Source organism: Nocardioides sp. Soil796 (assembly GCF_001429525.1).
In the GTDB taxonomy this organism is placed as follows: Bacteria; Actinomycetota; Actinomycetes; order Propionibacteriales; family Nocardioidaceae; genus Nocardioides.
Genome location: NZ_LMSQ01000018.1, coordinates 900,830 through 914,885, shown reverse-complemented (window position 1 = coordinate 914,885; position 14,056 = coordinate 900,830). Strand labels below are relative to the sequence as shown.

Genomic DNA, 14,056 nt, shown 5'->3' with positions numbered 1-14,056 from the left:
CGGATCGGGGGATCCCGCTGGATACCGTGGGCCCATGAGTGGTGCCACCCGGCCGCGCGGCCCGTTGCCCGCCCGCGTCTACTGGGTGCGGCGCACCCTGGTGCTCGGCACCGCGTTCCTGCTGATCTTCGGATTCGCGCGTCTGCTCGGGTCGGGCAACGACGGCGACGGAGGCTCCGAAGGATCCGGGACGCCGGTCGCCGAGCAGGCCGCGGGCGACCCGACGGACCAGTCCTCCGCCGACACGACCCCCACCACGACCGCGAAGTCGAAGAAGACCCGCACACCGCTGCCGCAGCCCGACGGCCCCTGCTCACCCGACGACATCACCGTCGAGCCCGACCTCGACCGGGTGGCGGCCGACGGCAGCATCGAGATCCCGTTCCTGCTCTCCGGAACCGACGAGGCCTGCACCTTCCAGGTCTCCAACTCCACGATGGTCATCAAGATCACCTCGGGCAGCGACCTGATCTGGACCAGCCAGGAGTGCGCCAAGGTGCCCAGCGAGGACGTCGTCGTCCGCTCGGCCACCTCCACCAGGATCGTGCTGGTCTGGAACGGTCGTCGCTCCGACGACGACTGCAGCCGTACGGCGAAGTGGGCCACCGCCGGCTGGTACCACGTCGAGGCCGCGGCGCTCGGTGGCGAGCCGACCTCCGACAAGTTCGAGCTGGTCAACCCGAAGCCGAAGACGGTCTACAAGACCGAGAAGCCGAAGCCGAAGAAGAAGACGTCGGACAAGACGTCCGAGAAGCCTTCGTCGTCGGCCTCGTCATCGCCATCAGGTGCGGTTGAGCCCAACTAGGGTTCGTTTCTGAGCCAGCACCCGCGGTCCAGGTCTGCTTGCACCTCACCAGGTCTCGACACGCGGGTCACGCCTTCGTTCCTCAGGCCTGCCGCTCGCTCGACCACCATCGTCTGATCCGCTGACGCGTCTCAGACCCGCTGCCGCCTGCTTACACGTATCGCTCGAGGATGCTGGACTCGGCGAGGCGGGAGAGGCCCTCACGCACGCTGCGGGCCCGGAGCTCGCCGACACCCTCGACGGCCTGCAGGTCGTCGATGCCCGCGGAGAGCAGCTTCTGCAGGGTGCCGAAGTGCTCGACCAGGCGGTCGACCACGGCGGGTGGGAGCCGCGGCACCTTGGCCAGCAGCCGGAAGCCGCGCGGCGCGACCGCGCCGTCGAGGTGCTCGCTGGCGCTCAGGCCGAGCGCCTTGGCGACCGACGCCGGGTCGACCAGCTCGGTCGGGGAGAGGGTCTCGAGACGGCCGAGGACGTCTTCGGGGCTCTTGGCCCGGCGTCCGGTCGGCAGGTAGTCACGGATCACCAGCTCGCGCTCGGTGTCGACGCCGGTGATCAGCTCCTCGAGCTGCAGGGAGAGCAGCCGGCCGTCGGTGCCCAGCTCGAGCACGTAGTCCTCGATCTCGCGGGCGATGCGGGTGACCATCTCGAGCCGCTGGGCCACGACCGCCACGTCGCGCACGGTGACGAGGTCCTCGATCTCGAGCGCCGACAGCGTGCTGGAGACCTCGTCGAGGCGGAGCTTGTAGCGCTCGAGGGTGGCCAGCGCCTGGTTCGCGCGGGACAGGATCTGCGCGGAGTCCTCGAGGACGTGCCGGGTCTCGCCGACGTACGCCGCGATGATCTGCATCGACTGCGACACCGAGATGACCGGGAACCCCGTCTGCCGGGCGGCCCGGTCGGCGGTGCGGTGCCGGGTGCCGGTCTCCTCGCTGTGGATCGTGTGGTCGGGCATGAGGTGCACGGCGGCGCGGTGGATGCGGGTCAGGTCGGAGTCGACGATGATCGCGCCGTCCATCTTGGCCAGCTCACGGAGACCGGTCGCGGTGAACGGAACGTCGAGGGTGAACCCGCCGGTGGCGATCGACTCGACGGTCTTGTCGTAGCCGATCAGGATCAGGGCGCCGGTGCGGCCGCGCAGGATTCGCTCGAGTCCGTCGCGCAGGGCTGTGCCCGGTGCGATCGACGCGAGGGTGGCGCGCAGGCGCAGGCTGTCCTCGGAGCGTTCGATCATGGCCAGGTGTCCCCGTTCGTGGTTCCGGTCGAATTGCCGTCAGTCTAGGGGAACCCGACACACGCTCGGCATCGACGCGGCGCTCAGTTCACGGGGTCGACCGGCCCGCGGAAGCCCAGGAGCTGGAGCACGGCGCCGATGTCGGGCACGTCGATGACCTCCATGCCGTCGAGGATGCGCGCCTGTGCCTTGCGCTGGGTGCCGCCGCCGGTGCGGTCACTCGGGACGATGGCGTACTTGAAGCCGAGCCGGGCGGCCTCGGCCAGCCGCTGGGGCAGGTCGCGGACGCGGCGCAGCTCGCCGGCCAGCCCCAGCTCGCCCATGGCCACGATGCCCTGCGGTGCCGGGCGGCCGTACGTCGCAGAGGCGAGGCTGATCGCGATGGCCAGGTCGGTGGCCGGCTCGGTCAGCTTGGCGCCGCCGACCGTGGACCCGAAGACGTCCTGCTGGTGGAGCCGGAGGTTGCCGTGCTTCTGGAGGACGGCGAGCACCATGGCGACGCGCGACGAGTCGAGCCCCGACGTCGTGCGCCGCGGCTTGTCGGACGGCGAGGGCGTGACCAGTGACTGCACCTCGGCCAGCATCGGCCGGCGGCCCTCCATGCTGACCGCGACGCAGGTGCCGGCGACCTGCTGGTTGTGGTGCTCGACGAAGAGCCCGCTCGGGTCGGTGACCGCGGTGATGCCACCGGCGGAGAGGTCGAAGCAGCCGACCTCGTCGACCGGGCCGAAGCGGTTCTTCATCGCCCGGAGCATGCGGAAGCGGGAGTTGCGGTCGCCCTCGAAGTGGAGCACGACGTCGACCACGTGCTCGAGGACCCGCGGGCCGGCGATGGTGCCGTCCTTGGTGACGTGACCGACCAGCACTGTGGTGATGTTGCGGGTCTTGGCCACCCGGATAAGCGCCGCGGCGACCTCCTTGACCTGGCTGACCCCGCCCGGCACGCCGTCGACGTCGGAGGCGGCGATGGTCTGCACCGAGTCGATCACCAGCAGCTCGGGACGGACGTCCTCGATGTGGGTGAGCAGGGCGCCGAGGTCGGTCTCGGCGGCGAGGTAGAGCTCGTCGTGCACGGCGTCGGTGCGGTCGGCACGCAACCGCACCTGGGAGGCCGACTCCTCGCCGGTGATGTAGAGCGTGCGGCGCCGACCCTGCGCCGTACGGGCGGCGACCTCGAGGAGGAGCGTCGACTTGCCGACGCCGGGTTCACCGGCGAGAAGGATCGCGGCCCCCGGGACCAGCCCGCCGCCGAGCACCCGGTCGAGCTCGGCCACGCCACTGCTGCGGGTGGTGGACTCCTCGACCGACACCTTGCCGATCGGGACGGCTGCGGTGGTCACCGGTGACGCCTTGGTGGCGCGGACCGGGCCCGCCCCCACCTCGTTGACCGAGCCCCACGCCTGGCACTCGCCGCAACGACCGACCCACTTGCCGGTCTCCCAACCGCACTCGCTGCAGCGGTACGTCGAACGGGCTGCCTTCTTGGTGCTCATGGCTCACAACCTAGGCGACGGCACCGACACCCGGTGCGAGCAGCCGGATCAGCCGGCAGCGCCGGCCAGTCGGTCGAGCACGTCGACAGTGGTGTCCCAACCCAGGCAGGCGTCGGTCACGCTCTGCCCGCGGGTCAATGCGGCCGGCCCGACGGTGACGTCGAGCTTCTGGGCCCCTTCGACGAGGAACGACTCGAGCATCACCCCGGCGATCGGGGATCCTCCGGCGACCTGATCGGCGAGCTCGGCGGCGACCTCGGCCTGACGCACGTGCGACTTGCCGCTGTTGGCGTGGCTGGCGTCGACGATCAGCCGCGGGTTCAGACCCGCTTCGGCCAGTCGGGCGCTCGCAGCAGCCACGTGGGTGGCGGAGTAGTTGGGTCCGTCGGCCCCGCCGCGCAGGATCAGGTGCGCGTCGGCGTTCCCCTCGGTGGCGACCAGGGCGGCCCGCCCGCGGTCGTCGATGCCCAGGAAAGCCTGCGGTACGCCGGACGCGGCGCACGCGTCCAACGCCACCTGCAGGCCCCCGTCGGTCCCGTTCTTGAAGCCGACCGGCATCGAGAGGCCCGAGACGAGCTGGCGGTGGATCTGGCTCTCGGTGGTGCGCGCACCGATCGCGCCCCAGCTGATCAGGTCGGAGAGGTACTGCGGGCTGATCGGCTCGAGGAACTCGGTGCCCGTGGGCAGCCCGAGGTCCGTGACGGCGGCGAGGAACTGGCGCGCCGAGCGCAGGCCGGTGGCGATGTCGTGGCTGCCGTCCAGGTGCGGGTCGTTGACCAGGCCCTTCCAGCCGACCGTGGTGCGAGGCTTCTCGAAGTAGGTCCGCATCACGACCAGGAGGCGGTCCGCGTGCCGCGTGGCCTGCTCGGCCAGGCGTGCGGCGTACTCGAGGCCGGCGTCGGTGTCGTGGATCGAGCACGGGCCGACGATGACCAGCAGTCGGTCGTCGACGCCGTCGAGGATCGCGCGGATCTCGTCGCGGCCGCGGGCAACCACGTCGGCGCGTGCGGAGGTCAGCGGGATCTCGTCGGTGATCTCGCGGGGCTCGGGCAGTGCCTCGAAGCGGCGGACCCGCAGGTCCGAGGTGGCGGCACTGGCCTTGATGGTTTCCATGGTGTTCCCGTCCGGTGAGGCGGACCCGGTCAGAGCCCGCCGATGAAATGACGAAAGGGCAGAGATTGCTCTCCGCCCTGTGGCTCTGGTGGGTGTTGGTGCGCGTCAGTTAAGTCGCGGGCCCCTCCAGAGCCAACGCAAAATACGCATACCAACGGGTGTTCATGCCCTGCAGCCTACGACACGTGGTCAACCACGGCCGCGCGGTGGTCGCATCGTGGGCGGCCGCTGCTCGGTGAGGCGGCTTCAGAAGCCGCGGATCCAGAGGTTCACCGCGTAGTCGACCTCGAACCCGTCGTACGTCGAAAGCACGTGCGCGGCGGTCGCAGCGTCGAACTCGATGCGGACGACGGCCTCGAAGTCGGTGCGGTTCGCGAACGACCAGCGGATGTCGAGGGGCTGGCGGGTCCAGCCGCGCTGCGACCAGAACCGCTCGACCGCATCGGGGTCGATCATCGGGTAGCCGCGCCGGAACCAGCCGCCGAACGTGGAACGCGAGGCGTCGTTGTCGATCACGAACGCGGTGCCACCGCGACGCATCACCCGGTCGAGTTCCGCCAACCCCGGCTCGCATCCGGGGCCGAAGAAGTAGGCCCACCTGGCCTGCATCACGTCGACCGACGCGTCGGGGAGCGGGATCTCCTGGGCCGTGCCCTGACGGACCTGCGTGTTGCCCAGTCGGCGGACGCGCCGCCGGGCCATCGAGACCAGGTCGGGGTGCGGCTCCACACCGATGACCTCGCGTGCGGTCTCGGCCCACCGGGCGAGGTGGAAGCCGGTGCCGCAGCCCAGGTCGAGGAACGTGCGCCCGGACCAGTCCGTGGTCGCGCGCATGGCCGACTCGATCACGCCGTCGGGGTCCGCGGCGTGGTTCTCGATCTCGTAGGTCTCCGGGTGGTGCCAGATGTTTGGGCTGGGCACCGCGCCCTGGCTGGGCCTGGTCATCGGCCTGCAGGTCCTGGTCTCGGACTGCGGGCCCTGGTCTCGGACCGCTCTCGGCCTGCGGGTCCTAGTCTCGGACTGCGGGCCCTGGTCTCGGACCGCTCTCGGCCTGCGGGTCCTGGTCTCGACGCGCTCGCGTGACTTCGTTCCTCAGTCACGTCGCTTGCTCGACCTGGTCGGCCCCACGCCCGGCGCTCGTTCCTCGCGTCGGGCTGGCCGACTCAGATCCGGACGAGGCCGTTGGGGGTCTGGAACTGGGCGGCGATCACGCCGGGGGTGCCGTGCGGGGCGACCCATTCGACCTTGACGTCCTCGAGCGGAGCCTCGACGGTCTCGCCGAGCCACTCGCTCACGCGGTGCGGGTCGCCGGCGATCTCCAGGCAGGCAAGGGAGAAGTCGGCATTCGCGCCGTTGCTCGGGTGGTCCTCGGCAGGCGAGAGCCACTGCACGAAGAACGGCAGCTGCGGGTCGGAGATCAGGCCGTTGATGCCGATCTGCTTCCACGACAGGGCCTTGCCGTCGGGGCGGTGCCGCGAGCCGTCGACGGCGGCGCGACCGAGGCGCTGCTCGACAGGTGCGATGTCGTCGACTGCGACGACCCAGCCGAGCCAGCCACCGCCGAGGGCGGAGCGGGCACGGACGGCCTGGCCGAACGGAGCCTTGTCGGAGGCCGGGTGGTCGAGGACCTCCACGATCTCCAGGTAGGTGTTCTCAGCGAGCGGGAGGATGCGGTTCCGGGTGCCGAAGCGGGGGTGGATACCGCCATCGGTGAACTCCTTGCCGAGCAGTTCCCCGAGCCGCTGAGCTGTGGCGGCGAGACCGTCGGGTCCGGCCGCGAAAGAGAGATGGTCCAGGCGCATGCCCAGCATTCTGGTCTCTCGATGATCCGTACGTCACATCGGGGGTGCTGTCTCTTGACGTCGAGACTGTTGTCGTGGAAGTGATCCGGCGGGTGGGTCAGCGCGGATCGGCGGGGTGGATCGCAAGCAGGGAACGCGATCGCAGGTGGTGCTCGCAGTGACGCGCCAGCTCGTCGTACGCCGGTTGCCCCATCAGCTCCACGAGCTCGGCGGCGTTCGTGACGTAGAACGGCTCCATCGCGACGTGCGCCTCGGTGTTGCCCGTGCAGTACCAGTCGAGGTCGTGACCTCCCGCGCCCCAGCCGCGGCGGTCGTACTCGGTCACGGTGACCTCGCTGTACGTCGACCCGTCCGGGCGTTCGACGTCGCGGTAGGTGCGCCGGATCGGCAGCTGCCAGCACACGTCGGGCTTGGTCTCCAGCGGGTTGCGTCCCTGGGCGAGGGCCAGTCCGTGCAGGGCGCAGCCGGCGCCGACCGTCCAGTTCTCCGTCGAGAAGTCGGCACGGTTGTGGAAGACGCACGCGTTCTGGCCGTCGACCTCGATGGCCAGCGTCTTGCGTGCGCCCTCGTCGTCCTTCTCGATCCAGTCCTTCTTGCGCACCTTGCGGCCCGGGTGGAACTGCCACGTGGTCTCGTCGAGCTGGTCGACGTACGCCGCGACGCGGTTCTCGTCGTCCTTGTCGGAGAAGTGCGCGCCGAGCGTGCAGCAGCCGACGTCGGGGGAGTCGCGATAGATGCCGGAACAGCCGGATCCGAAGATGCACGTGTAGTTCGAGGTCAGCCACGTGAGGTCGCAGCGGAAGACCTGGTCGGCGTCGCCGGGATCGGGGAACTCGACCCATGCGCGCGGAAAGTCGAGGGGCACTTCGGGCACGCGGCAACCATACGTGGCGGACGGGGATACCGTGGTGCCATGAGGCTGGGAGTGCTCGACATCGGTTCCAACACGGGTCATCTGCTCGTCGTGGATGCCCACGGTGGTGCTGCGCCGTTGCCGGCCTACTCCTACAAGGAGCCCCTGCGGCTGGCCGAGCACCTCGACGACGAGGGTGCGGTGTCGCAGGCCGGCATCGACGCGCTGACCGAGTTCTGCCGGCAGGCGCTGGTCGTCGCCGAGGACAAGGGCTGCGAGGAGATGCTCGGCTTCGCCACGTCCGCGGTGCGCGACGCGGGCAACTCGGACGCCGTCCTCGAGCACGTCCGCGAGGTCACCGGTGTCGACCTCGAGGTGCTGCCCGGAGAGGACGAGGCGCGCCTGACCTTCCTCGCCGTACGCCGCTGGTTCGGCTGGTCTGCCGGGCGGCTGGCCGTCTTCGACATCGGCGGCGGCTCGCTCGAGATCGCCGGCGGCCAGGACGAGGCGCCCGACGTGGCCTGGTCGTTGCCCCTGGGGGCGGCGCGGCTGGCCAAGGACTGGTTCGGCTCCGGTGTGCCCGACGAGGAGGGCATCCGCGCCCTGCGCCGCCAGATCCGCGCGGAGATCGCGCGCGACGCCGGCAACCTGCTGCGCGCCGGCGCGCCCGACCGTGCCGCGGCCACCTCGAAGACGTTCCGTTCGCTGGCCCGCATCTGCGGCGCCGCGCCGTCCGGCGACGGTCCGCTCGTGCCGCGCCAGCTGCCGGCCGCGGCCCTGGCCGAGTGGCTGCCCAAGCTGATCGCGATGTCGCCCGAGGAGCTCGCGGTGCTGCCCGGTGTTTCGCCGAGCCGCAGCCACCAGATCGTTCCCGGCGCGCTGGTGGCGGAGGCGGTGCTCGACATCTTCGACCTCCCCGCGCTGGAGGTCTGCCCGTGGGCGCTTCGTGAGGGCGTGATCCTCGAACGCTTCGACCAGATCAGCGTGCTCGAGGGCGTCTGGCCCGGTGGAACCAGTCTGAGGTGACTTCCCTCGTCGGTCTCTCCACGGCCTCGGTCTATCCCGAGTCGACGGCGCACGCCTTCACCTACGCGGCGAAGCTGGGCTACGACGCGGTCGAGGTGATGGTCGGCATCGACGCGCTGAGCCAGCAGACCTCTGCGATCAAGCAGCTCTCGGAGCACCACGCGATCCCGGTGTGCGCGGTGCATGCGCCGTGCCTGCTGATCACCCAGCGGGTCTGGGGATCCGACCCCTGGGGCAAGCTCGAGCGCTCGGCCGAGATGGCGAGCGAGGTCGGCGCCGACGTGGTCGTCGTACACCCCCCGTTCCGGTGGCAGAAGGACTACGCCCGCGAGTTCATCTGGGGCATCGAGGGGTTGGAGCAGTCGACCGGCATCGCGTTCGCCGTGGAGAACATGTACCCGTGGCGGGCCACGTCGCGGCGGGGCGTCGAGGTCTACCTGCCCGGGTGGGACCCGTCGGAGGAGGACTACGCGAACACCACGCTCGACCTCTCGCACGCCGCGACCGCGCAGTCCGACCCGCTGGCGATGGCCAAGCGGCTGGGCCCGCGCCTGCGGCACCTGCACCTGACCGACGGCAGCGGGACGCCCAAGGACGAGCACCTCGTGCCGGGGCGGGGCAACCAGCCGGCCGCCGAGCTGCTCGGCCACCTTGCCGAGGTCGGGTTCGAGGGGCACATCGTGGTCGAGATCAACACCCGGCGCTCGGGCACCTCGGCAGCCCGCACCGCCGACCTGGCCGAGTCACTGCAGTTCGCCCGGGACCACTTCGTCACGAAGCTGCCGCGATGAGCTCCGCGCGTCGGGCCGGACGACGGCCCGGCTCTCCCGACACCCGAGCCGCGATCCTCGACGCCGCGCGGCAGCTCTTCGGCACCCGGGGCTTCGCCGGTACGTCGGTGCGCGCGATCGCCCAGTCCGCCGGCGTCGACCCGGCCCTGGTGCACCACTACTTCGGCACCAAGGACGCGCTGTTCCTGGCCGCGTTGCGGTTTCCGGTCGACCCGCGGGTGCTGTTGGCCCCCGCGATCGCCGAGGGGCCCAAGGGTGCGGGCGAGCGGATGCTGCGGGTCTTCCTTTCCGTCTGGGACGACCCGGCCCTGCAGTTGCCGTTGTTGGGACTGGTGCGCAGCATCGCCGAGCCAGACGGCCAGGTGCTGCTGCGCGAGGGCTTTCTCAAGGTCGTGATCGGACCGGTCGGCGTGGCGCTGGGCATCGACGAGCCGGAGCGTCGAATGCCGCTGGTCGCCAGCCAGGTGCTCGGGCTGATCATGGTGCGGTACCTCTTGAAGGTCGAGCCGCTGGCCTCGATGTCGCCCGACGAAGTGGTGGCGATCTACGCGCCCACCCTCCAGCGCTACCTCACGGGCGAGCTTCCCTGAGCTCCGAAGAACTCACGACGGGTCGGAGGCGCGGTCCTCACCGGCTGGCCGGCTGGGTCGCTCGCTGAAGCGCCGATGTCCGAGAGCCTCGGCGGACCGTTCAACATGCAGTTCGCGCCAGGGCCCGCGTCCGTGAGCGTGCGTCGTACGACGTACTGGCCGAACTGCATGTTCGACGGTCCGTCCTCCGCGGGGCGACAGTGTGAAGAACTCGCGAGGGGTGGGTTGTCATCCGGCCGACTCGGGAGCATAATTCATCACATGATGAATAAAGCGGTGGAGGTGCACGGACTCGACGTGGTCCGCGGCGCCAAGGAGGTCCTCCACGGGCTCGACTTCACGATCCCCGTGGGCCAGGTGACCGGACTGCTCGGCCCGTCGGGCTGCGGCAAGTCCACGTTGATGCGCGTGCTCGTCGGCGTGCAAGCGGGGGTGAGGGGCGAGGTCACGGTGTTCGGCGCGCGGGCCGGGTCCCGCGCCCTGCGCGACCGGATCGGCTACGTCACCCAGGCCGCGAGCGTGTACGACGACCTCAGCGTGCGCGAGAACCTGCGCTTCTTCGCCAAGGTGCTCGGCGTCGGCGCCGACCACGTGGACCGCGTCATCGAGTCGGTCGACCTCGGGTCGCACGCCGACGCGGTCGTCGGCAACCTCAGTGGCGGCCAGCGCTCCCGGGCCAGCCTGGCCGTGGCGTTGCTCGGCACCCCCGACCTGTTGGTGCTCGACGAACCGACGGTCGGCCTCGACCCGGTGTTGCGCGAGGACCTCTGGGCGATGTTCCACCGCCTCGCCGACGACGGTGCGGCCGTGCTGGTCTCGAGCCACGTGATGGACGAGGCCGAGCGCTGCGACCGACTCCTCTTGATGCGCGACGGCGTCTTCATCGCCGACGGAACGCCCGACGAGATCCGAGCGAAGGCCGGTGCCGACGACATCGAGCAGGCCTTCCTGACCATCGTGAGGGGTGCGGCATGAATCCCCGGATCACGTTCGCCGTGGCCGGCCGGGTGCTCACCCAGATCCGCCGCGACCACCGCACCCTGGCCATGCTGCTGGTGCTGCCCTGCCTGCTGATGTCCCTGCTGTGGTGGATGTTCGACGACCTGCCCGGCAACACCTTCGACCGGCTCGGTCCCGCGCTGCTGGCGATGTTCCCCTTCATCATCATGTTCCTGGTCACCAGCGTCACCACGCTGCGCGAGCGCACCAGCGGCACGCTCGAGCGGCTGCTGTCGATGCCGATGGGCAAGGGCGACTTCCTGGTCGGCTACGCCCTGGCGTTCGGTGCCATCGCCACCGTGCAGTCGATCCTCGCGGTGGTGCTCAGCGTGGGGCTGCTCGGGCTCGACGTCGAGGGACCGGTCTGGTTGCTCACCGTCGTCGCGGTGGCCGACGCCGTCCTCGGCACCGCGCTCGGCCTCTTCGTCAGTGCCTTCGCGCAGACCGAGTTCCAGGCCGTGCAGTTCATGCCACTGCTGGTGATCCCGCAGATCCTGCTGTGCGGCCTGTTCGTGGCGCGCGAGCTCCTGCCCGACGTGCTCGGCGTGATCAGTGACGTCCTGCCGCTCTCCTACGCGGTCGACGCGATGAGCACCCTGACCACGACCACCGAGACCGGCGACGTGTGGGGCGACCTGGCCGTGGTCGTCGGCTTCGCGCTGGCCGCCCTGGCGCTCGGTGCGGCCACGCTGCGTCGACGTACGACCTGAGCGGACGTAAGGGGCATTCACCCGGAGTGGTCGGCACACCCGACTGGGATCTGCGGGGACTTTCAGCGTAGCCTTGGTCACATGTCCTTGTTGCGTGAACCGCTGCTGCTCCTTGCCCGGAGCGAGCGCGTGAAGAAGCTGGTCAGCACCCTGCCCGTGTCGTCGGGGATCGTGCACGGTTACGTCCCCGGTGAGTCCAACGAAGAGGCCGTCGACGCGACGGCCACCCTGGTCGAGGACGGCCTGACCGTCACGCTCGACTTCCTCGGCGAGGACACCCTCGACGCGGCCCAGGCCGACGCCACCGTCGAGGCCTACCTCGACCTGCTCGGCCAGCTGTCGGCCCGAGGCCTGGCCCGCAAGGCCGAGGTCTCGGTCAAGCTCAGCGCGATCGGCCAGGCGCTGCCGAGCATCGGCCACAAGACCGCGCTCGAGAACGCCCGCACCATCTGCCGGGCCGCGCGCAACGCCGGCACCACGGTCACCCTCGACATGGAGGACCACACCACCACCGACGCGACGCTGGCGATCCTGGCCGAGCTGCGCCAGGACTTCCCCGAGACCGGCGCCGTGCTGCAGGCCTACCTGCACCGCACCGAGGAGGACTGCCGCGCGCTGGCCCACCAGGGCTCGCGGGTGCGACTGTGCAAGGGCGCCTACAACGAGCCCGAGTCGGTCGCCTTCCAGGACAAGCTCGACGTCGACAAGTCCTACGTGCGCTGCCTCAAGGTGCTGCTGCGCGGCAGCGGCTACCCGATGATCGCCACGCACGACCCGCGCATGGTCGCGATCGCGTCGTCGATCGCCGCCGATGCCGGTCGCGACAAGGGCACCTACGAGTTCCAGATGCTCTACGGCATTCGTCCCGAGGAGCAGAAGCGACTGGCAGCGTCCGGAGAGACGGTGCGGGTCTACCTGCCCTACGGCCAGGAGTGGTACGGCTACCTCATGAGACGTCTCGCCGAGCGACCGCAGAACCTGTCATTCTTCGTGAAGTCCTTGGTCTCCAAGAAGTAGTCACAGAAGGGGTGGACCGCGTGGCACAGACCGCCATCATCGGCGCCGGCGTCATGGGCGAGAGCCTCCTGTCCGGAATGCTGCGGGCCGGTGCTGCCCCGGACACCCTCTTGGTCGGTGAGAAGCGTGCCGCCCGGGCCGGTGAGCTCGAGGACCGGTACGGCGTCACCGTGGTCTCCAACGTCGAGGCCGCGCAGAAGGCCGACACCCTCGCCCTGGTGGTCAAGCCGCAGGACATGGGCGCCGTGCTCGAGGAGATCGAGCCGCACCTCCGCCCCGGCCAGCTGATCGTCTCGCTGGCTGCCGGCATCACCACCGCGTTCATTGAGTCCCGCATCCCCGACGGCGTGGCAGTGGTCCGCGTCATGCCGAACACGCCCGCCCTGGTCGACGAGGGGATGGCCGCGATCTCGCCCGGCTCGCACTGCGACGAGGAGCACCTCGCCGAGGCCGAGCAGCTGCTGGGTGCCACCGGTCACGTGATGCGCCTCGACGAGAAGCACCTCGACGCGGTCACCGCGATCTCCGGGTCCGGCCCGGCCTACGTCTTCTACGTCGTCGAGTCGATGATCGAGGCGGGAGTGCACCTCGGCCTGCCGCGTGCCACCGCCACCGAGCTGGTCATCCAGACCGTCGTCGGCTCGGCGAAGATGCTCCGCGAGACCGGCACCCACCCGACCGTCCTGCGCGAGCAGGTCACCTCACCGGCCGGCACGACCGCCGCCGCGATCCGCGAGCTCGAGGTGCACAAGGTGCGTGCCGCGTTCCTCTCCGCCATGGAGGCCGCCCGCAACCGCTCCCAGGCCCTCGCCGAAGGTTCCTGACGTCCTTCCCTGTCGCGAACCGTGGATTCTTGCGTCGCGAACCGTGGATTCTTGATGACTTGCCGGTCAGTCCACCCGGTGGTCGTCGACCATTGACCGGGCCTCGTCGAGGCTGCCGTACGCCGACTCGGTGAGCCCGAAGCGGTCGTCGTACGCACCGATGAACGCCTCCTCGAGCACGTCGACCCCCACGCCTGACTCGGTGGCGACGGCGCCCACCGACGCCGGGTCGAAACGGACCTCCAGGGCGTCGTAGACCCGGGCCAGCAGGGGCTGCAGACTGGGTGCGTTGTCGACGATGACCACGGAGCTGAACAGCCACGCGTCGCGCACCATGCGCTGCGCCGTGCCGATCAGCTTCACCTCGCCGCGCGCGTTGATCGAGTGCGCCCCGGGGCAGTACTCGCCCGGCACCTCCCCGACCCGGGCATCGATCCCGAAGTCCGCGAGCACGCCGGCCAGCATGGCGCCGTAGTCCTCGAACCTGTCATCCATCCCGCCCAACGACGTGGGGTCGCGCTGCACGTGGTCGATGACGAGTGCGGTCGTCGTACACGCCACGGCGCGGCCGCCCGATGCGCGAACGACGGGCGTGAAGCCGGCGTCGCGACAGGCCTGCGCTGCGGCCGGGAAGCCGGGACGGTTGGTGTCCCGGCGCCCGAACGCCACCATCGTCGTCGGCCGGAACACGCGCAGCGCGGCGTCGATCTCGCCCCGGCTGGCCCGTCGGAGCAGGGCGTGTGAGGCAGCCATCTCGAGGGCAGGGTCGGCATCGGCCACGCGGCCGCGAAGGAGATCCACC

At 70.4% G+C, this 14,056-nt stretch carries 15 protein-coding genes; 8 read left to right on the top strand and 7 right to left on the bottom strand.

The genetic code is table 11. The features are described 5' to 3' along the window. Positions 1-34: 34 nt before the first annotated feature. Entirely contained in the window at positions 35-805 is a 771-nt protein-coding gene (locus ASH02_RS15785; RefSeq protein ID WP_057295044.1) for a hypothetical protein, read from the top strand. A gap of 151 nt (positions 806-956) precedes the next feature. Here ASH02_RS15785 and disA read toward each other — a convergent pair whose 3' ends face one another. The 6 genes from disA to ASH02_RS15755 form a co-directional block, all read right to left on the bottom strand. Further along, positions 957-2,036 carry a DNA integrity scanning diadenylate cyclase DisA gene (disA, locus tag ASH02_RS15780; protein WP_056688722.1) on the bottom strand — a complete coding sequence of 360 codons (1,080 nt, stop codon included), beginning with the start codon at positions 2,034-2,036 and terminating at the stop codon, positions 957-959. Between the two features lie 83 nt (positions 2,037-2,119). Then, complete coding sequence (gene radA, locus ASH02_RS15775; protein ID WP_056688719.1) at positions 2,120-3,529, bottom strand: DNA repair protein RadA; 1,410 nt, start codon at positions 3,527-3,529, stop codon at positions 2,120-2,122. Positions 3,530-3,577: 48 nt separating this feature from the next. Then, complete coding sequence (locus ASH02_RS15770) at positions 3,578-4,642, bottom strand: 3-deoxy-7-phosphoheptulonate synthase (RefSeq protein ID WP_156388546.1); 1,065 nt, start codon at positions 4,640-4,642, stop codon at positions 3,578-3,580. Between the two features lie 246 nt (positions 4,643-4,888). Next, entirely contained in the window at positions 4,889-5,587 is a 699-nt protein-coding gene (locus ASH02_RS15765) for a class I SAM-dependent methyltransferase (RefSeq protein ID WP_056688714.1), read from the bottom strand. Between the two features lie 218 nt (positions 5,588-5,805). After that, positions 5,806-6,444: a VOC family protein gene (locus ASH02_RS15760; RefSeq protein ID WP_056688968.1), complete on the bottom strand. Its 639-nt coding sequence runs from the start codon at positions 6,442-6,444 to the stop codon at positions 5,806-5,808. Positions 6,445-6,541: 97 nt separating this feature from the next. Beyond that, positions 6,542-7,318: a hypothetical protein gene (locus ASH02_RS15755; RefSeq protein WP_056688711.1), complete on the bottom strand. Its 777-nt coding sequence runs from the start codon at positions 7,316-7,318 to the stop codon at positions 6,542-6,544. A gap of 39 nt (positions 7,319-7,357) precedes the next feature. Between ASH02_RS15755 and ASH02_RS15750 the strand changes: the two genes are divergently transcribed. The 7 genes from ASH02_RS15750 to proC all read left to right on the top strand — a co-directional run bounded on the left by ASH02_RS15750 (position 7,358) and on the right by proC (position 13,254). Further along, complete coding sequence (locus ASH02_RS15750) at positions 7,358-8,323, top strand: Ppx/GppA phosphatase family protein (protein ID WP_056890272.1); 966 nt, start codon at positions 7,358-7,360, stop codon at positions 8,321-8,323. Next, positions 8,320-9,114 (top strand): sugar phosphate isomerase/epimerase family protein, encoded by a 795-nt coding sequence (locus ASH02_RS15745; RefSeq protein ID WP_057295043.1) that lies wholly within the window; start codon positions 8,320-8,322, stop codon positions 9,112-9,114. Before ASH02_RS15750 ends, ASH02_RS15745 begins: the two co-directional genes overlap by 4 nt. Beyond that, positions 9,111-9,704: a TetR/AcrR family transcriptional regulator gene (locus ASH02_RS15740; RefSeq protein ID WP_056688703.1), complete on the top strand. Its 594-nt coding sequence runs from the start codon at positions 9,111-9,113 to the stop codon at positions 9,702-9,704. The genes ASH02_RS15745 and ASH02_RS15740 overlap by 4 nt, the downstream gene beginning before the upstream one ends. Positions 9,705-9,965: 261 nt before the next feature. After that, on the top strand, positions 9,966-10,679 hold the full coding sequence (locus ASH02_RS15735) for an ABC transporter ATP-binding protein (protein ID WP_057295042.1): 714 nt from the start codon (positions 9,966-9,968) through the stop codon (positions 10,677-10,679). Continuing rightward, positions 10,676-11,413: an ABC transporter permease gene (locus tag ASH02_RS15730; protein ID WP_056688698.1), complete on the top strand. Its 738-nt coding sequence runs from the start codon at positions 10,676-10,678 to the stop codon at positions 11,411-11,413. The genes ASH02_RS15735 and ASH02_RS15730 overlap by 4 nt, the downstream gene beginning before the upstream one ends. An 81-nt stretch (positions 11,414-11,494) precedes the next feature. Beyond that, positions 11,495-12,430: a proline dehydrogenase family protein gene (locus tag ASH02_RS15725; RefSeq protein WP_235529969.1), complete on the top strand. Its 936-nt coding sequence runs from the start codon at positions 11,495-11,497 to the stop codon at positions 12,428-12,430. Positions 12,431-12,450: 20 nt separating this feature from the next. Continuing rightward, complete coding sequence (proC, locus tag ASH02_RS15720; RefSeq protein WP_082564179.1) at positions 12,451-13,254, top strand: pyrroline-5-carboxylate reductase; 804 nt, start codon at positions 12,451-12,453, stop codon at positions 13,252-13,254. Positions 13,255-13,320: 66 nt separating this feature from the next. Here proC and ASH02_RS15715 read toward each other — a convergent pair whose 3' ends face one another. After that, positions 13,321-14,055 carry a lipoate--protein ligase family protein gene (locus ASH02_RS15715; protein WP_057295041.1) on the bottom strand — a complete coding sequence of 245 codons (735 nt, stop codon included), beginning with the start codon at positions 14,053-14,055 and terminating at the stop codon, positions 13,321-13,323. Between the last annotated feature and the right edge of the window lies 1 nt (position 14,056).